Source organism: Corynebacterium suedekumii (assembly GCF_030252185.1).
Taxonomy (GTDB): Bacteria; Actinomycetota; Actinomycetes; order Mycobacteriales; family Mycobacteriaceae; genus Corynebacterium; species Corynebacterium suedekumii.
Genome location: NZ_CP126970.1, coordinates 1,041,685 through 1,061,491, shown reverse-complemented (window position 1 = coordinate 1,061,491; position 19,807 = coordinate 1,041,685). Strand labels below are relative to the sequence as shown.

Genomic DNA, 19,807 nt, shown 5'->3' with positions numbered 1-19,807 from the left:
CATCTTGTGGACCATGATCAGTAACAGGCTGCGCTCCACCCCCGTCCCCGGCATCCGCGACGAGTACACCGGAATCGACTTCAACCTCGGCTTCCACGTCCGCGCCTACGACCTCAGTCTGGACTACCGGGTCGCCCCCAACCGCCTGGACGGCACCGCCACCCTGCACCTGGACAACTGGCGCGCGCTGCAGACCATGACCCTCGATCTCGCCCAGGGCATGCGCGTGGCCAAGGTCACCGCCCAGGGCACCGCCGGCCGGTCCATCCAGGTCCAGCGCTTCCGCCACACCGGCGGCAAGCTGCGCCTGAGCTTCCGCGAGGAGATCCCGGTCGACTCCGAGTTCTCCCTGACCATCCGCTACTCCGGCACCCCGCGGCCCGTCCGGTCGCCGTGGGGCACGATCGGCTGGGAGGAACTGACCAACGGCGCCCTCGTCGCCTCCCAGCCCAACGGTGCCCCCAGCTGGTTCCCGTGTGACGACACCCCCGACGAGAAAGCCCGGTACGACATCACCGTCACCACCGACAGCCCCTACGCCGTCATCGCCAACGGCACCCTCGTCGACCGCCGCACCGCCGGCTCCCGCACCACCTGGCGCTACCAGGTGGCCGACCCCATGGCCACCTACCTGGCCACCATCCAGATCGGCGACTACTCCCAGCTCCAGCTCTCCGCCGACGGCGCCGCCGTGCCCGTGCACGCCTGGGTGCCGCCAGCCCTGCGGGCCCGTGCCGCCGAGGAGTTCGTCGACCAGTCCCGCATGGTCGAGCTCTACTCGCAGTTGTTCGGCCCGTATCCCTTCGACTCCTACACCGTCGTCGTCTGCGAGGACGCCCTGGAGATCCCCCTCGAGGCGCAGGGCCTGTCCATCTTCGGCGCCAACCACATCCGCGGCGACCACGCCTGGGAACGCCTCATCGCCCACGAACTGTCCCACCAGTGGTTCGGCAACTCCCTCGGTCTGGCCCAGTGGAACGACATCTGGCTCAACGAGGGCTTCGCCTGCTACTCCGAATGGCTCTGGTTCGAGCACGCCCACGGAGTGCCGGCCGCCGACTCCGCCCGCGAGCACTACGCCCGTCTGGCGGCACTGCCGCAGGACATCCTGCTCTCCGACCCCGGCACGAAGGACATGTTCGACGACCGCGTGTACAAACGCGGTGCCCTCACCGTCCACGCCCTGCGCGTCCTGCTTGGCGACGCCCCCTTCTTCCGCATGCTCCGCCGCTACGTCGCCGCCGGCCGCCACGCCGTCGTCGAACCCGTCGACCTGCGCCGCGAGGTCCTCGCCGAGGCCGCCTCCGCGGGAATTCCCGAGGCGTCGGTGGAGGCCGTGTGGAACGCCTGGCTCAACCAGACCGCCCTCCCGGAGTTCCCTTCGTGAGTGCCGCATGAAAGCCCTGAGCCTGGCGACCGTCTTCGCCGCACTCTCCGGCTTCATCGTCGTCTACGTCGCCTCCTGGGCACTCGACGTCGACCGGGCCGCCGAGTTCCAGGCCTACTGGGGACTCTTCTTCGCCGCCACCGGCTTCCTCGACGGCCTCATGCAGGAGACCACCCGCGCCGTCTCCACCGCCCGCGAATCGGGACGGATCGGGTCCGGACGACCCTGGCGGCTCGGCACAGCTATCGGCGTCGGCGCCCTGGCCCTGGTAGCTGTGAGCGGCTTCTGGTGGATGCCCCTGCTGGTCACCGGCGACACCGGATCAGCCGTCGCCCTCATGGCCCTCGGCCTGCTCTCCTACACCTTCCAGTCCGTCCTCTCCGGCATCCTCTCCGGCCTCGGCCTGTGGACCCGCTACGCCTGGCTCGTCGCCCTCGACTCCGGCATCCGCCTCCTCCTCGCCCTCCTGGCCTGGGCACTCGGCTGGACCATGCTCGCCTTCCTCATCCTCACCGTCATCGGCGCCGCCATGTGGCTGGTCGTCCTGGCGCTGTCCTCCGAGGCCCGTTCCGCCGCCCGGGCGCTTGTCGACGTCGACCCTGCGCCACTGGCCCGCCGCGTCGGCTCCGCCATGCTCGCCACCGGCGCCGCCGCCGTCATGATCACCGGATTCCCCGTCTTCATTCAGGCCACCACCACGGAATCCACGCCCGGGAACGTCACCGTCGCCGGCATCATCATGGCCGTCACCCTCACCCGCGCCCCCATCCTCGTCCCACTCCAACGCTTCCAGTCGGCGCTCATCGTCCGCTTCGTCGAGACCCGCGACAGCCTGCTCCGTTCGCTCGGAGTTCCCGTCGCCCTGGTCCTCGGACTCGGCGTCGTCGGTGGCGTACTCGCCTGGCTGATCGGCCCGTGGATCCTGTCGACCTTCTTCAAGGACGGCTACGAGATCCCCGGCCTCATCCTGGCGATCCTCACCTTCGCCTCCGCCTGCACCGGCTCCCTCATGATCACCGGCACCGCCACCCTCGCCCGCGAAAAGCACCGCGCCTACGTGGCCGGTTGGGTCGTCGCCTCGGCCGTCGCCTTCGGCGTGCTGTGGCTGGCACCGCTGACTCTGGAAGCTGGCGTCTGTGTCGCACTGATCGCCGGCCCGGTCGCAGGTGGGCTGGTGCATGTGTGGGCGTTGCGCAGGATGGCTGTGCCGGCTTCCGGCGCGTCGTAAAAGTCGGTCTCGTAATTACGACGCCACCAGGAGCCGTTAGGGCTGCAATCTGAGTCATAAACCGGTCGGTGGTGGTCGTAATTACGAGACCGACTTTTACGACCATTTACGACCTCTCACGACGCAGCCAGGCCAGCCAGCGCCACCTCCACCGCCTGCCGGATCCGCCGCTTCGTCTCCCGGGTCTTGCGGAGCATCCCGGCCGAGGTCCGGATCAGCAGCCACCCGGACGCCAGCAGATCGGCCGTGATCTCGGCGTCCTTGTCGCGCTGGCTGCGTTGCAGGTGATGCTCGCCGTCGTGCATGAGCCCGACCCGAAGCCGGACGTCAGCCTGGTCCAGAACCGTGAGCAACGTCTTTCCGGCCAGTGGTTCGCCGGGGCGGCCGACCGTACCGTCCGTGTAGACGGGCACCTGCGCCCGGAAACACACATCCAGCCCTGCCACGGCCTCATTCGCCAGCAGCCGCAGCACCGTCTCCGGTTTCGACTCGGCTCCGCCGCAGCTCAGCCGCAGCAACCGCTCGAGCCGCTTCGCGGCGATCTGGCCGCGCAGCCCGACCCGGATCGCCTCGGCGTCCACACCGAACACATACCGGAATCGGTCGATGAGCTGCACCGACATCACCGTCACCGGGTCCAGCTCCAGGCTCGCCAACGTGTCCCAGGCATGCTCTCTGCGGGCCAGGGACTTCAGGCAGGCGGCCAGCGTGGTCATCGGAGTCGTCACTTTGACTCCGTCGATGGTCGTCCACTGGTGGTTTTCGTCCACCGCCGCACCGTCGGGCTCTGCGAGCTCGACGCCAGTCGGGCATCTGCTGTGCACAGCAGGGTCGTGTCGGCACCGTCGGCGAAGTCGTGGAGACCGAGCAACGCCAACGCTGACCACTCCGCCACGACTGACCTGGGCCGGGCGCGGTGGTGGGCGAGCGCCCGGTCGCGCGCCCGCACCCGGTAGAGCAGGCCGCGGGGGTGGAACTGGGCGTCGTGTCGCGCGAGATGGTCGGGGCGCAGCGCTGCCACGGGCACGGCCCAACCTGGTGCGGCGAGGACGTGGTCTCTCGGGAGGGTCGTGTCGGTCAGCGGAAGGAGGGCGTTCACACTCCTGTTAGACCCGGCCACGCCCGGAAAGGTTCCCGGCCTGGTCCGTATAGTGGGCAGGCATGAGGACAATGCTGGTCACCGGGGGCGCCGGGTTCATCGGGGCGAATTTCGTGCACCTGACACGGAGTCGTCACCCGGAGGATCACATCATCGTCCTGGACAAGCTCACCTATGCGGGCAACCGCGACAGCCTCGCGGGTGCGGAGGTGGAGTTCCTCGAGGGTGACGTCTGTGACGCCGCGCTTGTCGACGCCGCCGTCTCCCGCGCCGATGCCGTCATCCACTTCGCCGCGGAGTCCCACAACGACAATTCGCTGCGGGATCCGCGGCCGTTCGTCGACACGAATGTCGTGGGGACGTTCACGATCCTGGAGGCGGTGCGTCGCCATGAGACGCGCCTGCACCACATCTCCACCGATGAGGTGTTCGGCGATCTCGCGCTCGATGACCCGGCGCGCTTCACGGAGACCACCCCGTACCAGCCGTCGAGTCCGTATTCGGCGACGAAGGCCGGGTCGGATCACCTGGTCCGCGCGTGGGTGCGCAGCTTCGGCGTCACTGCGACGATCTCCAACTGCTCGAACAACTACGGGCCGTACCAGCACATCGAGAAGTTCATTCCCCGGCAGATCACCAACATTCTCGACGGTCGCACGCCCAAGCTCTACGGCACCGGCGAGCAGGTCCGCGACTGGATCCACGTCGACGACCACAATGCGGCGGTCCATCTCATCCTGGAGCAGGGGCGGATCGGCGAGACCTACAACATCGGCGCGGACAACGACCACGTGGACAACAAGCGGGTGATGGAGCTGATCTGCGAGCTCATGGACGCTCCCGGTTATGAACATGTCGCCGACCGCCCGGGGCATGACCAGCGTTACGCCATGGACTCGACGAAGCTGCGGACCGAGCTCGGGTGGGCCCCGCGGTACACGGACACCGACACCGGCATGCGGGCAGGCCTCGAGCAGACCATCGCCTGGTACCGGGACAATGAGGCATGGTGGCGGCCGGCGAAGGAGCAGGTCGAGGCCGGTTACGCGGAGAGGGGACAGTAGATGCGGAGCACAGCGATCGAGGGGCTGATCGTCCTGGACCTGGCGGTCCACACCGATGAGCGCGGCTGGTTCAAGGAGTCCTGGCAGCGGGCCCGGATGACCGGGGAGGGGCTGCAAGATTTCCGGCCGGTGCAGTCGAATGTGGCGTTCAACGCCACGGCGGGGACGACGCGCGGCCTGCACGCGGAGCCGTGGGACAAGCTGGTGACCGTCGGCACGGGCCGGGTCCAGGGCGGCTGGGTGGATTTGCGGGAGGGCTCGCGGACGTTCGGTGAGACCGAGTCCGCGGAGATCGGCCCGGGCACGGCGGTGTTCGTCCCCCGTGGGGTGGCCAACGGGTACCAGGCGCTCGAGGACGACACGACCTACCTGTATCTGGTCAATGACCACTGGTCCCCGGACGCCCCCTACGTCAACGTCTCCCACCGGCTCGTTGACTGGCCCCTGGAGCCGGTCAACCTGTCGGACAAGGACCTGGCGAACCCGGCGGAGCTTATCCCGGTCGCCCCGCGCAGGATCCTGGTGACCGGCGCTGACGGGCAGGTCGGCCGGGCCCTGCGGAAGGTTCTGCCGGACGCGGAGTTCTGCACCCGGGAGGAGTTCGACATCACCGACCCGCCCGAACGGCCGTGGCGGCAGTACGCGGCGATCATCAACGCCGCGGCCTACACCGACGTCGACGGTGCCGAGGATGACCGGGCGACCGCCTGGCGGGTCAACGCCGAAGGCCCGGCGCAACTGGCCCGGATCGCCACGGAGCACAATCTCACCCTGGTGCACCTTTCCAGCGACTACGTCTTCGACGGGGACACCGACCGGCCGTACACGGAGGAGGATCCGCTGAGCCCGGTGAGCGTGTACGGGCAGTCGAAGGCGGCGGGTGACATCGCGGTGGCCACCGCGCCGCGGCACTACATCGTCCGGACCGGGTGGGTGGTCGGGGAAGGGCGCAACTTCGTCGACACCATGCGCGGGCTCGCCGAGAAGGGCGTTCAGCCGCAGGTGGTGCACGACCAGAAGGGTCGGCCGACCTTCGCGGGCGACCTGGCGAAGGGCATCGCCCACCTGCTCACCGCACAACCCGAGTACGGGACCTACCACCTCACCGGCGCCGGTGATGAGGTCGGGTGGGACGAGGTGGCGATGGCCACCTTCACCGCCCTCGGCCAGGATCCCGACAACGTCCATCCCGTCAGCAGCGCACAGTACTTTGCGGGGAAACGGCACGCGCCGCGGCCGTCGAGAAGCACGCTGAGTACGGCGAAGATCGAGGCGACGGGGTGGGCGCCCCGGAACTGGCGCGTCGGGCTGGCACTATATCTGGCATGAAGGGCATCATTCTCGCCGGTGGATCCGGGACGCGGCTGTCTCCGATCACGCAGGGCATCTCCAAGCAGCTCATGCCGATCTACGACAAGCCGATGATCTACTACCCGCTGTCCACCCTCATCCAGGCGGGCATCCGGGAGATCCTGGTGATCACCACCCCGGAGGACCAGCCGGCGTTCCGACGCCTGCTCGGTGACGGTGCGCAGTGGGGCGTGATGATCGACTACGCCGAGCAGCCGAAGCCGGAAGGACTGGCGCAGGCGTTCATCATCGGTGCGGACTTCATCGGCGACGATGACGTGGCCCTGGTCCTCGGCGACAACATCTTCGAGGGTCACCAGTTCTCCACCACCCTGGCGGAGTGCCGGAACCCGTCCGGCGGCATCGTCTTCGCCTACGAGGTCTCCGACCCGGAGCGCTACGGTGTCGTCGACTTCGACGCCGACGGCCGGGCCGTGTCCATCGAGGAGAAACCCGCGCACCCGAAGTCGAACTTCGCGGTCGTGGGCCTGTACTTCTACGACAACCGGGTCATCGACATCGCCCGGTCGATCGAACCGAGCGAGCGGGGTGAGCTGGAGATCACCGCCGTCAACGAGGCCTACCTGCGCCTGGGTGAGCTGACGGTCCAGCGGCTGCAGCGTGGCGATGTGTGGCTGGACACCGGCACCTTCGACTCGATGAGTGAGGCCTCCTCCTATGTCGAGGTGATCCAGAAGCGCACCGGCACCATCATCGGCTCACCCGAGGTCGCCGCCTACCGGGAGGGGTTCATCGACGCCGCCGCCCTGGTGGAGCTGGCACGGCCGCTGGAGAAGTCCGGGTACGGCGAGTACCTGCTCAATGTCGTCCGCGACCGGTAGTCGGCGTTAGGATCACCCCCATGACCAGACTTGCCGTCCTCATGACCGTCTATCACCGGATCGTCCCTGCCGAGCTGGCGGCCGCCCTGGATTCGCTCGTGGCGCAGACCCGCCCGGCGGATGAGATCGTCATCGTCGAGGACGGACCGGTCGGCGCGGAGCTTCGGGCGGTGATCGACGGGTTCGTCGATAAGCGGTCGGAGGCGCGTACCGTCACCCTCGCCCGCAACCAGGGCTCCGGGCCGGCGTCGGCGGCGGGGATGGCGACGATCACCACCGACCTCGTCGCCCGGCTCGACGCCGACGACCTCGCCGCCCCCGACCGCCTCGAACGCCAGCTCGCCTGGTTCGCCGACCACCCGGAGACCGACGTCCTGGGTACCGCCGTCGCCGAGTTCCGGGACGACCCGGCCGAGACGATCGCGGTGCGCGCCCTGCCGGAGACCCACGAGGAGATCGCCCGCTACGCCCTGATCAACTCGCCGCTCAACCACCCGTCGGTGATGTTCCGGGTCGCGGCGGCGGAGAAGGCCGGCGGCTACCGCGACGTCCACTTCATGGAGGACTACGACCTGTGGGCGCGCATGCTCGCCGGCGGCGCCCGCTTCCACAACCTGCCCGAACCGCTCACCCACTTCCGCACCTCGGAACAGCAGCTGCAGCGCCGCACCGGCAAGGGGATGTTCGCCGCGGAACGCCAGATGCAGGCCAACCTCGTGCGCTACGGACTCATCAGCCGGCCCCGCTCCTGGTTCAACCTCGCGGCCCGGACCGCCTACCGGCTGCTGCCCACCGCACTGCTCACCCGCGTGTACGGCCGGTTGTTCCACCGATGATGTTCGGCCCGCGATAGCATGAGGGTCACCATGAACGAGCCCACACAAGACTTCCGGGACACCTGGCTGGTCATCCCCTGCTACAACGAGGGCGCCGTCATCCAGGACGTCATCGAGAACGCCCGCCGGACGTTCCCCAACATCGTCGCGGTCAATGACGGCTCGCCCGATGACTCCGCCGCACGCATCCACGCCGGCGGCGCCCACCTGGTCAACCACCCCGTCAACCTCGGCCAGGGGGCCGGCATCCAGACCGGTGTCGAGTACGCCCGGCAGCAGCCGGGGGCCAGGTACTTCGTCACCTTCGACGCCGACGGCCAGCACCAGGTCAAGGACGTGGTCCGCATGGTCGAGCGCCTGCGCACCGAACCGCTGGACATCATCGTGGGCACCCGATTCGGCCGGCCGCGTGCCGCCGACGACCAGGTGCCGTGGATCAAACGGCTGGTGCTGAAAACGGTGGTCATGCTCTCCCCCACCACCCGGCGCCTCGGCCTGTCGGACGCGCACAACGGTCTGCGGGCGTTCAACAGGAAGGTCGCCGACGAGATGAACATCCGCATGAACGGCATGTCCCATGCCTCGGAGATCGTCTCCCTCATCGACCGGAAGGGCTGGCGCGTCGCCGAGGAACCCGTGGACATCCTGTACACGGAATACTCGATGAGCAAGGGCCAGTCCCTCATCAACGGCGTGAACATCCTCGCCGACGGCATGCTCTCCAGGAGGCTCTAGATGATCGCGACCATCGTGCAGATTCTGCTCCTGCTGGCCACCGTGGCGCTGGCGTTCTACTTCCTCACCAACCGCCGCAAGGCCCGCGCGAAAGCCGGCGTCAAGCTCGGTTTCGTGCTGTTCATCGTCGCCGCGATCTGGGCCGTCCTGCGCCCGGACGACCTCACGGTCCTGGCGAACTGGATCGGCGTGGACCGCGGCACCGACCTGCTGCTCTACGTGCTGGTCATCGCGTTCATGTTCACCACGATGTCCACGTGGATCCGCTTCCGCGAGCAGGAACTGCGCTACGCCCGCCTCGCCCGCGCCGTCGCCCTGCAGAGCCCCGTCCTCCCGGACGAGACCATGCCACGTATCGACGCCACCGGGGCACCCAAGCAGGACCCCGCAGCGTCCTGACCAGCCGCCGGCTAGTTGTTCCGGAAGAACTCCACCGTCTGCGCCACCCCGTCCTCGATGGAGGTCAGCGGCTCCCAGCCCAGGACGGCGCGGGCGCGCTCGTAGGACAGTGCCGAGCGGGGCACATCCCCCAGGCGGGCGGGGGCGTACTCGGGATCGTCGGTGGCCCCGGCCGCGTCCGCGACCAGGGTATGCAGCTGCCGGTCGGAGGTCTCCACCGACGTACCGATGTTGAAGCGCATGCCCGACCCCTTCTCCCCGGAGGCGAGGTAGAAGGCGCGGACGACATCGCCGACGAAGACGTAGTCGCGGGTGTTGCCGCCGTCGCCGAACACCTTCGTCGGTTCGCCGGCGAGCAGTCGCTGGGAGAAGATGGCCACCACGCCGGCCTCGCCGTGCGGGTCCTGGCGTGGCCCGTAGACGTTCGCCGGGGCGATGTGGGAGCAGTCCAGGCCGTAGAGGTGGCGGAAGGTGTTGAGGTAGACCTCGCCGGCGTACTTGCTGGCCGCATACGGGGCGTGCGGGTCGACCGGGACGTCCTCTGTGACGGGGAAGTCCTCCGGCGTGCCGTAGATCGCCCCGCCCGAGGAGGTGTGGACGACCTTGCGCACCCCGTTCTTCCGTGCCGCCTCCGCCAACCGGATGGTGGCGAGGATGTTGGTCTCCGCGTCATGGATCGGGTCGGTGACGGACTCCCGCACGTCGATCTGCGCGGCGAGGTGGAAGATCACCTCGGGTGAGTGCTCGGCGACGATCTGGTCGAAGTCGACGTCGAGCAGATCCCCCTCGATGAAGGTGAGTTTGCCCGTCGTCTCCGCGTCGGCCAGGTTGGCCAGCCGGCCGTGGGAGAGGTTGTCCAGGACCACCACCTCATGGCCCTCCGCGATGAGCAGATCGACGAGGTGGGAGCCGATGAAACCGGCGCCGCCGGTGACCAGTGTCTTCATGCCCTGCACTCTAGCAGCGCCGACCGACACGACCGGCTAGATCGTGGCTAGTGGCCCCGGCGGATCCACTCCTCCAGGTGCGGGGCCTCGGCCCCGACGGTGGTGTGGTCACCGTGGCCGGTGCGGACGATCGTCTCGGCCGGCAGGTCGAGGACGGAGCGCTGCAGGGACTCGATGATGGTGTCGAAGGAGGAGTAGCTGCGGCCCGTCGCCCCGGGCCCGCCCTGGAAGAGGGTGTCGCCGGAGAACAGCTCATTCGCCTCGGGCAGGTAGAGGCAGCAGGAGCCGGGCGAGTGGCCCGGGGTGTTGAGCACCTGCATGTCGGTGCCGGCGATGTGGAAGACCTGGCCGTCGTGCATGGTCTCCGGTGCCAGGCCCGGATGGGTGTCCTCCCACAGCATGAGGTCGCCGGAGTGGAGGAGGACGGGGGCGTCGAGAAGCTCGGCGAGTTCCGGCGCCACGGTGATGTGGTCGTTGTGGCCGTGGGTGCACAGGATGCCCTTGACCTTGCGGCCCGCCACCGCGTCGATGACGGGGGCGGCGTCGTGGGCGGCGTCGATGATGTAGACCTCGGAGTCGTCGCCGACGAGCCAGATGTTGTTGTCCACCTCCCATTCCCCGCCGTCGAGGGCGAAGGTGCCGGAGGTTTCCACGTGATCGATGCGCAGGCGGCTCATTTAGAGGACCACCACCGATCGCAGGACGTCGCCGGCCTTCATGGTGGCGAAGGCCTCCTCCACCTCGTCGAGGCCGATGCGCTCGGAGACGAACTTGTCCAGCGGGAACCGGTCCTGCAGGTGCAGGTCGACATAGGTGGGGAAATCACGTTCCGGCAGGCAGTCGCCGTACCAGGCGGGGCGCAGGGAACCGCCGCGGCCGTAGAAGTCGATGGCGGGGATGTCGATCCGGGAGGTGAGGTTGGGCACGCCGACCATGACCATGCGGCCGGCGTGATCACGGGAGTAGAAGGCCTGCTGCCAGGTGGGCATGATGCCCACCGCGTCGATGGTCACGTCCGCGCCGAAGCCGTCGGTGATCTCCCGCACCTTGGCGACGACCGCGCTCTCCTCACCCTCACCCGTCAGCTGGGAGGAGTCGATGGTGTGGGTGGCACCGAACTCGGTCGCCCACTCGAGCTTGCGGGGGTCGATGTCCACCGCGATGATCGTCGACGCGCCCGCCAGCTTCGCGCCGGCGATGGCGGCCATGCCGACCCCGCCGAGGCCGAAGACGGCGACCGACTCACCGCGCTGAATGTCGGCGGTGTTCACGGCCGCGCCGAGGCCGGCCATGACGCCGCAGCCGAGCAGGCCCGCAGCCGCCGGATCCTCCGCCGGGTTCACCTTCGTGCACTGGCCCTCGTGGACGAGGGTCTTCTCCGCGAAGGCGCCGATGCCGAGCGCCGGCGACAGCTCCGTGCCGTCGGTCAGCGTCATCTTCTGCGACGCGTTGTGGGTGTTGAAGCAGTACTTCGGCTCACCCTTGCGGCAGGCCCGGCACTCGCCGCACACGGCCCGCCAGTTGAGGACGACGAAGTCACCCACCTTGACGTGGGTGACGTCCTCGCCGACGGTCTCCACCACGCCCGCGGCCTCGTGGCCCAGGAGGAAGGGGAACTCGTCGGCGATGTCGCCGTCGCGGTAGGCCAGGTCGGTATGGCAGACGCCGCACGCCTGGATGGCGACGATGACGTCGTTGGGGCCCGGGTCCGGGATGACGATCTCCGCGCTCTCCACGGGGGCGCCCTGGGTTCTGGCGATGATGCCGGTGACGGTGGTGCTCACTGAGGCACGCTCCTTTGTCTGTCGGGATTATGTCGGAATTATGTCGGGTCCGATGTCAGTGCCCCGAGCCTACCGACGCCTACCGACCCCGGACATGCGACGACCCCGATCAGGGGATCCTGGTCGGGGTCGGTGCGGTACGTCAGTACGGGCTAGCTGCCGGCGATCACGTTGGCCACGTGCTCGTGGCCGCGGGAGGTGAGGTGGAACGGCAGGTTGCCGGGGCCGGCGTGGAAGTCGACCAGGCCGGCCCACCCACGCAGGTGGTCGGGGCCGCACATGCCGCGGTCGACGGTGGAGGGCTTGAGGTCGACGAACTCGACGCCGGTGGCGCGGGCCAGATCGATCTGCATGTTCTGGGCCTGGCGCTCCCAGTGGCCGACCTGCGGGGCCGGGGTGCGGTCGGAGATGTTGCCACCGACGTGGACCAGGCAGATGTGGTCGTTGGTGGTGATGGTGCCGTAGCCGACGATCTGGATGCGGGCGTTCGGGGCGGCGGCGCGGATGCGGTTGATCTGCGGGGACATGGCGCCGACGAAACGGTTGCGCAGGTCCTGGTCGGAGAGGTTCTGGTTGTTGTAGGTGTCGTTGAAGCCGGAGGAGATGACCACGCGGGCGGTCGCCGGGGTCAGGGCGCCGGCGGCGAGGGCGCGGTCGACCTGGGTGGAGAACTGCGGGCCGGGGGAGATGGAGGTGGTGCCGGTGCAGGCGTAGTCCCACGGGGAGAGGCCGACCTTGTGGGCGGCACGGACACCGTAGTTGTTGTTCGAGGTCGGGCAGGCGGCAGTGGAACCCGGCGCGGAGGAGGCGGCGAAGCGTCCGCCGATCCACTCGCCGACCGGCGGGTCCGCGATGACGGAGTCACCGAAGATGACCAGGTTGCGCTCCTGCGCGTCCGACTGCGGGGCGAACATGAGGCCCGTGAGGATGATGAGGGCGGCCCAGAGGACGGCGAATCGGCGGGTGACGGGGTGGGACAGGCGCAACTGCATGCGTGGGATCCTTACGCGGAGATGGTGTGTCGTCACTGGACAGTCTGGTACATGAAACAACATTTGTCACATGAACCACACCAGTAACACACATGGTTCGTCTAAGGTGTAATCGCAGATTAGCCGACCGGAGTTACTTCGACAAAGAAAACTAACTACAGTGTCAACCAGTTTGTCGCCCACCCTTGCTGCTACCGAGGAGCCAGTCCCACCGTGTCATTCCCCATCCGCCTGCGAGACACCGCCGCCACCGCCCGGGCCCTGGCGTCCTTCATCCCGGGAGTCGTCCGCTCCGGCATCGTCGGCCTCCACGGTGGCCCCGCAGCGGTCGCATCCACCCCGTCCGTGCTGGCCAGGTACTGGTTCACCACCGCCCGCGAGGTCGAGCAGGGACACCAGACCACCCCGCACCGCGTGGCGCTCATCGACGATGACGGCGAGCTGACCTACCGGCAGCTGCGGGAGAACTCCCAGTCCGTGGCCCGCCACCTCGTCAGCCTGGGCCTCGACGAGATCCGCCTCGGCGTCATGGCCCGCAACGGCCGCGGCATCCTCTATCCCATGGCCGCCAAGGGTTACGCCGGCGCCGCCATCTTCCTCCTCAACGTCGGATCCTCCCCCGAGCAGCTCACCGGCTGCATCGAGGAGAACGACATCAACGTCCTCGTCATCGACGACGAGTTCCTCGACCGGCTCAGCCCCGAGGTCGTCGAGCGCACCGGCGTCCACGTCATCGTCGGTCACCAGTCCCGCGAACACGATGACCTGCACACGCTGCGCGACATTGTCGACGCCCCGTCGCGCACCGCCGACATCTCCCTCCCGGTGTTCCCGAACCATGGCCCCATCGTGCTCATGTCCTCCGGCACCTCCGGCATCCCGAAGGGTGTCATGCGGCCGGAGCCGAAACTGCCGCTGGTGCTGGCGGGCATGCTCAAGAAGATCCCGTGGCGGGCCGACATCCGCGTCCAGATGCACGCCTCCATGTTCCACACCTGGGGCTGGGGTGCGACGAACATCGCGCTGGCGGCCCGGGCGACCATCGTCACCCACCGCATCTTCGACGCCGAGCAGGTCCTCCGCGACATCGACGAGCATCGGCTCGAGGCGATGGTGACCTCCCCGATATTCCTCAAGCAGATGTTCGAGATCCCGGACAACGAGCGTTACGACACCTCTCGCCTCGAGTTCATCGTCTCCTCCGGCAACGCCCTGACCCCGCACCTCGTCGAGCAGACCATCGAACGTTTCGGCCCGATCCTCTGCAACGTCTACGGCTCCACCGAACTCACCCTCGCCACCGTCGCCTCCGCCGAGGAACTCGCCGCCGACCCGACCGTCTCCGGCGAGGTGGCCATCGGCACCGTGCTCAAGATCCTCGACGAGGACGGCAACGAGGTACCCACCGGCACCCCGGGCCAGATCTACCTGCGCAACTCCACCACCCTGACCGGCTACACCAACCCGACCATCCCCATCGACCAGGCGCAGGGCCTGGTCCGCATCGGCGACCAGGGTTACCTCGACGAACACGGTCAGCTCCGCGTCCTTGGTCGCATCGACGACATGATCATCGTCGGCGGCGAGAACGTCTACCCCCGCTCCGTCGACGAGGTCCTCGACGGCATGCCCGGCGTCGCCGACTCCTTCGCCGCCGGCGTCGACGACGACACCACCTTCCAGCGCATCGCCGTGTGGATCGTCCGCGAGGACTCCCCCGCCGGCGAGGCACTGACCGACGAGACCATCCGCGACCACGTCCGCGACAACCTCGCCGACCACTCCATCCCGCGCGACGTCCATTTCGTCGACGAACTCCCGCGCAACGAGACCGGCAAGGTCGTCCCCCGCCTCCTGCCGAACTAGAAGCGGATCCCGTGCCCGTAGGCGTAGGCCACGCCGTCCCGGTCACGGTAGACGTAGTCGTCGTCGAGGAACTTGCCGGGCACGTCACGCGGTGAGTCGGCGATGGCCTGCGGACTCACCGGCATGGTCAGCGGCAGGCGTCCGGCCGGTCCCCCGCCCTCGCCGGCGAGGGAGGCGAGCAGGTTCTCCGGGGTGATCTCGAAGGTCGCCACGACTGCGGCGGCGTCCGGCTCGATCTCCCCGAGCAGCCACGGATTCGTCACGTTGACCAGCAGGATCGTCGGCACCGCCCGTTCGATCTCGCGGACCCGGTCGACGTCGACACCGTTGTTCCGCGGATCCACCGACAGGGACACACCCTCCCGGTCGTCCTCGAACAGCGCTATCGCGGGCCGCGCCCACACCAGGGCGAGATCGGCCTCCTCCGGCGTATCGACGACCGTCGCTCCCGGCCACCGCGTACCGATCGCCGCCTCCAGCTTGCCCTGGACCTCATCGATCTTCGTCCGGCCGGTGACGTAGGGGAACACACGCACCGGGCGGGAGGGGTCGAGGGGGAGCAGGGCGGCGTCGTGACGCAACAGGGTCACCGACTCCCGCTGCGCCCGCTGCCCCAGCGCCGACACCTCCGCATTGCCGATGACCTGCCCGGCCGCCTGCTCGTCGACATAGGGGTTCTCGAAGAGCCCGAGAGCGAAGATCTCGGAGAGCAGGCGGGAGACCGCCGTATCCAGGTCAGCGGTGCCCACCAGCCCCTCGGAGACGGCGACGAGCAGCTGCGCCGGATCCGACATGTCGGAGAAGACGTCCGTGCCTGCCTTGATCGCACGGGCGAAACGCTCCGGACGGGTGAGCTCCTCCACGCCCCAGTACATCGCGTCGATGACACCCGAATCGGAGTTGACGTACCCGCCGTGGCGCATCTGCCGGCGCAGCAGATCACAGAGGAACGTCTCGTTGTACGCGAATGCCACCTCATCGAACTGGGCCGTCGGACCGAACCAGTCCGCCTCCGGCAACTGCGGCGCCGACGAGTTCACCGGCTTGGCGTAGTACGGCATCACCGAGGAGACCCCGGCATCGAACGCCGCCTGGAACGGCGGCAGGTGATAACGCGACAGGGAATCCTCGGTCGGGTACTCGTTCGTCTGACCCCACTCGAAGTGCGGGTCATGGCCGTCCAGACGCACGCCACCACCGGGGAAATGCTTGATCGTGCAGGCCACGGAGGTGTCCGTGAGCTCAGGACCCTGCATGCCGGTCACGGTGGCCCGGATGTACTCCGTCACCAGGTCCGTGTCCTCACCGAAGGTGCCGTTGAAGCGCGACCACCGCGGCTCCGACGCCACATCCGCCATGTACCCGTAGAGCTTGTGCAGGCCACCGGCCCGCCACTCCTTCGCGATCTCCACACCGAAACGCTCCATGAGCTCCGGATCCTGCAGAGCCGCCAGACCCAGCTCACTCGGCCACTCCGAGAACACACCCGTCGACTCGTTGACACCGAACTCGGCCACCAGCGCCACATGGTTACGCGGATTCGACGCGAACACCACCGGGATACCCAGGCGCGAGGCCTCCGCCACCTCCTGCACCGCATTCGTCCACGTCGCCAGATCCTCCGGCGCCAGATTGTCCCGGCAGATGAGGAACCGCTGATGCCGGACGTTGACCGCGTTGTCCGTCGACGACGTCACCAGCACCGGCTCCGGATACGCCTGCCCCGTGATCGGGTTGGCGTCCCGCCACACATCCTCCGGATTGAGGACCCGACCGGGCTCGGCGTGGGGCAGGAACTCGGAGTACCCCGGGTAGTGCGAGCCGATGATCATCAGGCCCGCCTTTTCCTCATCGGTCATCCGGCCGACCAGGTCGGCGACCCGCTCGGCGACCGGCAACCGCCAGTCCTCGTAGGGGCTGAGCTGACCGTCGCCGTCCAGGTCACGGAACTTCAGACCGTCGACCTCGATGATCTGTTTGGCGCGGGCGCCCAGGGTCGGTTGGGTGGGCATGAGGCCTCCAGCTTTCCGGCCGGGGCCACCGGCCTGCTCGGGTGTGATGGGCTTTCGGGGCGGTGATTATCTGCTGCCGAGCTTATGTCGCTTCCCGAGAGAGCTGGAGGGGGTTGCAGGTAGTTGCAGGTGTCGGCCGGATCAGTCACGTTCACCCCAATTCGACGTGACCAATTTATCGAGAGGCGAGCGGGCGACTCTCGATAAATTGGTCAAGTCGAATTGGGGTTTCCGAATTGGGGGCACGACGAAACCCCAGACCTACCTGCTTGTGGCCTGGGGTTGTGTGGAGCCGCCTGCGAGAATCGAACTCGCGACCTTCTCATTACGAGTGAGATGCTCTACCGACTGAGCTAAGGCGGCGCGGTACAGGTAACGCGTACCGAGGGACAAGCTTAGCGCACCTGCGTTTATCGGAGAAATTGCCGGTCAGGACACCTGGCAGGCCTGGCGGATGCGGCCGATCATGCCGTCGAAGGCGATGACGGGGGTGACGTTGACGTTGATGCGTTCGCGGCACTGGGCGACGGCGTCGAGGCAGTCGACGAGGCCGGTTTCGCTGACGCGGCCGGCGAGGTCGCCGGCGAGGCCGGAGAAGTCGGGGTGGGTCAGGGGAACCTGGGCACCGGTGTGGATCATGAGGGCGTCACGGTAGAGGCCGGTGAGGTCGACAAGCGCCAGGTCGAGGGTGTCGCGGATGCTGCGGGTGGTGCGCTTCTTCTGGGTGTCGGTGAGATCCTTGAGGGCACCGGCGCTGCCGTCCATGGCCTTCTGGGTTCCCTTGCCTCGGCCGCCCTTGCCCAGGGCGCGTTCGAGTTCGGCGAGTTCGTCGGCGTTGATCTCCTCGAGTTCGGCCTTGATCTGCTTTTCCACGCCCCGGATGAAAACGAGGGAGGCCTTGAAGGCTTCGTCGCGGTGGAAGATGAGCTCGGCGAGGTGGAGGATGCTGGCGCGGCGTTTCTGGTTGGCAGGGTCGGTGATGAGGCGCCGGGCACGGCCGACGTGGCGGAGGGAGGCGACGGCGGCGAGGTGGGCGTCGTCACGCGAGGCGCCGACCTCGGTGGTGAGGATGCGCACGATCTCGTCCACGGAGGGGTAGGGGACGTAGAGGTGGCGGCAGCGGGAGCGGAGTGTGGGCGAGAAGTCGTCCGGGTCGATGGAGGGGGCGCACATGATGATGACGGTGTGCTCCGGTGGTTCCTCGACGATCTTGAGGATCGCGTCGGCGGCCGGCCCGGAGAGACGGTCGGCGTCCTCGATGATGATCACCCGCCACGGGGAGGTGGTGGGCAGTTTACGGGCCTCAACACGCACGGTGCGCATGGACTCGATGCTGATGGACAGCTCGGTGGGGACGATGTGGATGACGTCGGTGTGGGCGTCGGCGAAGGTGTCGCGGCAGGCCTGACAGCGGCCGCAACCGGCCTCGTGGGGATCGGTGCACACGAGGGCGGCGGCGAGGGCGACGGCGGCGATGGACCGGCCCGAGCCGGGTGGGCCGGTGATGACCCAGGAGTGGGCCATGCCGTGGCCGAGTTCGGTGACCTCGCCGCGGACGAAGGCGCGGGCGGTGTCGGCGGCGCGCAGGACGGTGTCCCGGACGGCGGGGGCGTCGGCGAGTCGCTCGGCCACCGAGACACGTGCCTCGGAGACGGGGGAGTTGTTCACCCGTCCCACCCTATTCACCCTGTCACGGTGCTGCCCGCGTGGGAGGGGTGGGGAGGTTAGAGTTAGGAACCATGAGTCGACTTATGCGGGCCGCGAAATGGCTGTGGGGCACCTCGTGGCCCCTGTATGCCGCGACCGTGCTGCTGTCGAATGTCATCGGCGCGCTGGCGATCATGCTGTTCATCCGGTTCCTCATCCCGATGCCGGAGGTCCGTAGTTTCCGGGCGGATGTGCCGCATCTGGAGGTCATCGGGCTGGGGTACCTGGCGTTCGCGGTGATCGTGGGCATCATCGCCACGCTCATGCTGTTCCGGCCGGTGCTGGACTGGCAGCGGCACCCGGATCAGCATGACCCGAACATGGTGCGCAACCTGGTGATGCGGATCCCCGTGTACCAGGCGCTGGTGTGCCTGGTGGTGTGGGCCATCGGTATCGCCATCGCGGTGGCGGTGGCGGCGTCGTCGAGCGGACGCCTGGCGGTGGTCATCGGCCTGGCGACGTCGCTGGCGGGCATGATCGTGGTGCTGCTGACCTATCTGGAGGCCGAACGCCTCGTGCGCCCCGTCGCGGCGGAGGCACTGGCCCGGCGTTTCGAGGATTCGACCCTGGAACCGCCCATCACCCAGCGCCTGCGGCTGACGTGGGTGATGACCACGGCGGTGCCCGTCTTCGGCATCCTCCTGCTGGCCATGGCACAGCGGGCCGGTTTCTTCATGGGCAATGCCGGCGAGCTCATCCCCGGCATCGTCGCCCTGTCGCTGACGGCCCTGGTCACCGGCTTCGTGGGCACCACGTTCGCCATCATGAGCGTCGTCGACCCGATCCTCGAGCTGCAGGAGGCCATCAACCGGGTCCGCCGCGGCGACACCGACGCGCAGGTGGACATCTATGACGGCTCCGAGATGGGTGTCCTGCAGGCCGGGTTCAACGAGATGATGCGCGGACTAAAGGAGCGCCAGCGCGTCCGCGACATCTTCGGCCGCTACGTGGGCACCGAGGTGGCCAAACGCGCCCTGGAGGAACGCCCCACCCTCGGTGGTGAGGACCGCAAGGTCGCCGTCCTGTTCATCGACGTCATCGGCTCGACCACCTTCGCCGTCAACCACACCCCGGAGGAGGTCGTCGAGGAGCTGAACAAGTTCTTCGAGCACGTCGTCGAGGTGGTGCACCGCAACAAGGGCATCATCAACAAGTTCCAGGGTGATGCGGCACTCGCCGTGTTCGGTGCTCCCCTGCCGCTGTCGGACTCGACCTCCCACGCGCTCACCGCCGCCCGGGAGCTGCGCCAGGAACTCAAGGGCCTGGAACTGCAGGCCGGCATCGGTGTCGCCGCGGGCCATGTCGTCGCCGGCCACATCGGCGGCTCCGACCGTTTCGAGTACACCGTCATCGGCGACGCCGTGAACTCCGCCGCCCGCCTCACCGACCTGGCCAAGGACACCCCGGGCCGGGTGCTCACCAACGCCACCACCCTCCGCGGCGCCAACGAGGCCGAGCAGGCCCGCTGGACCGTGATGAAGTCCGTCGAGCTGCGCGGCCGCCGCGAGATGACCCAGCTTGCCCGCCCCATCCGCGCGACGATGGCCGACCGTTCCTGA

The 19,807-nt window shown here is 68.2% G+C and carries 18 protein-coding genes and 1 tRNA gene; 10 read left to right on the top strand and 9 right to left on the bottom strand.

The features are described from left to right. Window positions 1-13 precede the first annotated feature (13 nt). Together QP029_RS05280 and QP029_RS05275 are read left to right on the top strand one after the other, a co-directional pair. Complete coding sequence (locus tag QP029_RS05280; RefSeq protein ID WP_284875774.1) at window positions 14-1,387, top strand: M1 family metallopeptidase; 1,374 nt, start codon at window positions 14-16, stop codon at window positions 1,385-1,387. Between the two features lie 7 nt (window positions 1,388-1,394). Beyond that, the gene (locus QP029_RS05275) at window positions 1,395-2,615 is read left to right on the top strand and encodes a polysaccharide biosynthesis protein (protein WP_284875773.1); all 1,221 of its coding nucleotides are present in this window, start codon (window positions 1,395-1,397) and stop codon (window positions 2,613-2,615) included. Between the two features lie 116 nt (window positions 2,616-2,731). Here the strand turns inward: QP029_RS05275 and QP029_RS05270 are convergent, their stop codons facing one another. Continuing rightward, complete coding sequence (locus QP029_RS05270; protein ID WP_284875772.1) at window positions 2,732-3,343, bottom strand: hypothetical protein; 612 nt, start codon at window positions 3,341-3,343, stop codon at window positions 2,732-2,734. Beyond that, on the bottom strand, window positions 3,340-3,714 hold the full coding sequence (locus QP029_RS05265; RefSeq protein ID WP_284875771.1) for a hypothetical protein: 375 nt from the start codon (window positions 3,712-3,714) through the stop codon (window positions 3,340-3,342). The genes QP029_RS05270 and QP029_RS05265 overlap by 4 nt, the downstream gene beginning before the upstream one ends. A gap of 62 nt (window positions 3,715-3,776) precedes the next feature. Between QP029_RS05265 and rfbB the strand changes: the two genes are divergently transcribed. Genes rfbB through QP029_RS05235 form a run of 6 tightly spaced genes read left to right on the top strand, consistent with a single transcriptional unit; the run spans window position 3,777 to window position 8,940 of the window. Further along, window positions 3,777-4,778 carry a dTDP-glucose 4,6-dehydratase gene (gene rfbB, locus QP029_RS05260; RefSeq protein WP_284875770.1) on the top strand — a complete coding sequence of 334 codons (1,002 nt, stop codon included), beginning with the start codon at window positions 3,777-3,779 and terminating at the stop codon, window positions 4,776-4,778. Further along, a complete protein-coding gene (gene rfbD, locus QP029_RS05255; RefSeq protein WP_284875769.1) occupies window positions 4,779-6,107 on the top strand; it encodes a dTDP-4-dehydrorhamnose reductase in 1,329 nt (442 codons plus the stop codon). It begins immediately after the preceding gene. Beyond that, window positions 6,104-6,970, top strand: coding sequence for a glucose-1-phosphate thymidylyltransferase RfbA (gene rfbA / locus QP029_RS05250; RefSeq protein WP_284875768.1), 867 nt, complete (start codon window positions 6,104-6,106; stop codon window positions 6,968-6,970). The genes rfbD and rfbA overlap by 4 nt, the downstream gene beginning before the upstream one ends. A gap of 20 nt (window positions 6,971-6,990) precedes the next feature. Then, complete coding sequence (locus QP029_RS05245) at window positions 6,991-7,806, top strand: glycosyltransferase (protein ID WP_284875767.1); 816 nt, start codon at window positions 6,991-6,993, stop codon at window positions 7,804-7,806. A 30-nt stretch (window positions 7,807-7,836) separates the two neighbouring features. Further along, a complete protein-coding gene (gene ppgS / locus QP029_RS05240) occupies window positions 7,837-8,541 on the top strand; it encodes a polyprenyl-phospho-N-acetylgalactosaminyl synthase PpgS (RefSeq protein ID WP_284875766.1) in 705 nt (234 codons plus the stop codon). Further along, window positions 8,542-8,940 carry a DUF2304 domain-containing protein gene (locus QP029_RS05235; protein WP_284875765.1) on the top strand — a complete coding sequence of 133 codons (399 nt, stop codon included), beginning with the start codon at window positions 8,542-8,544 and terminating at the stop codon, window positions 8,938-8,940. It begins immediately after the preceding gene. An 11-nt stretch (window positions 8,941-8,951) separates the two neighbouring features. Here the strand turns inward: QP029_RS05235 and QP029_RS05230 are convergent, their stop codons facing one another. The 4 genes from QP029_RS05230 to QP029_RS05215 form a co-directional block, all read right to left on the bottom strand. Continuing rightward, complete coding sequence (locus tag QP029_RS05230) at window positions 8,952-9,887, bottom strand: NAD-dependent epimerase/dehydratase family protein (RefSeq protein WP_284875764.1); 936 nt, start codon at window positions 9,885-9,887, stop codon at window positions 8,952-8,954. 47 nt (window positions 9,888-9,934) lie between these two features. Beyond that, a complete protein-coding gene (locus tag QP029_RS05225; protein ID WP_284875763.1) occupies window positions 9,935-10,564 on the bottom strand; it encodes an MBL fold metallo-hydrolase in 630 nt (209 codons plus the stop codon). Continuing rightward, complete coding sequence (locus tag QP029_RS05220) at window positions 10,565-11,671, bottom strand: S-(hydroxymethyl)mycothiol dehydrogenase (protein WP_284875762.1); 1,107 nt, start codon at window positions 11,669-11,671, stop codon at window positions 10,565-10,567. A gap of 152 nt (window positions 11,672-11,823) precedes the next feature. Beyond that, window positions 11,824-12,663 carry a GDSL-type esterase/lipase family protein gene (locus tag QP029_RS05215; RefSeq protein ID WP_284875761.1) on the bottom strand — a complete coding sequence of 280 codons (840 nt, stop codon included), beginning with the start codon at window positions 12,661-12,663 and terminating at the stop codon, window positions 11,824-11,826. Between the two features lie 213 nt (window positions 12,664-12,876). On the opposite strand from QP029_RS05215, the gene QP029_RS05210 reads away from it, so the two are divergent. Continuing rightward, entirely contained in the window at window positions 12,877-14,529 is a 1,653-nt protein-coding gene (locus QP029_RS05210) for an AMP-binding protein (protein WP_284875760.1), read from the top strand. Here the strand turns inward: QP029_RS05210 and QP029_RS05205 are convergent. The 3 genes from QP029_RS05205 to QP029_RS05195 all read right to left on the bottom strand — a co-directional run bounded on the left by QP029_RS05205 (window position 14,526) and on the right by QP029_RS05195 (window position 18,209). After that, window positions 14,526-16,541 (bottom strand): glycoside hydrolase family 3 protein, encoded by a 2,016-nt coding sequence (locus tag QP029_RS05205; RefSeq protein ID WP_284875759.1) that lies wholly within the window; start codon window positions 16,539-16,541, stop codon window positions 14,526-14,528. The genes QP029_RS05210 and QP029_RS05205 overlap by 4 nt on opposite strands. 287 nt (window positions 16,542-16,828) lie before the next feature. Then, window positions 16,829-16,904 (bottom strand) — tRNA-Thr (locus QP029_RS05200). 66 nt (window positions 16,905-16,970) lie between these two features. Beyond that, complete coding sequence (locus tag QP029_RS05195; protein WP_284875758.1) at window positions 16,971-18,209, bottom strand: DNA polymerase III subunit delta'; 1,239 nt, start codon at window positions 18,207-18,209, stop codon at window positions 16,971-16,973. A 71-nt stretch (window positions 18,210-18,280) separates the two neighbouring features. Here QP029_RS05195 and QP029_RS05190 point away from each other — a divergent pair, with 71 nt between their 5' ends. Beyond that, window positions 18,281-19,807, top strand: coding sequence for an adenylate/guanylate cyclase domain-containing protein (locus QP029_RS05190; RefSeq protein WP_284875757.1), 1,527 nt, complete (start codon window positions 18,281-18,283; stop codon window positions 19,805-19,807).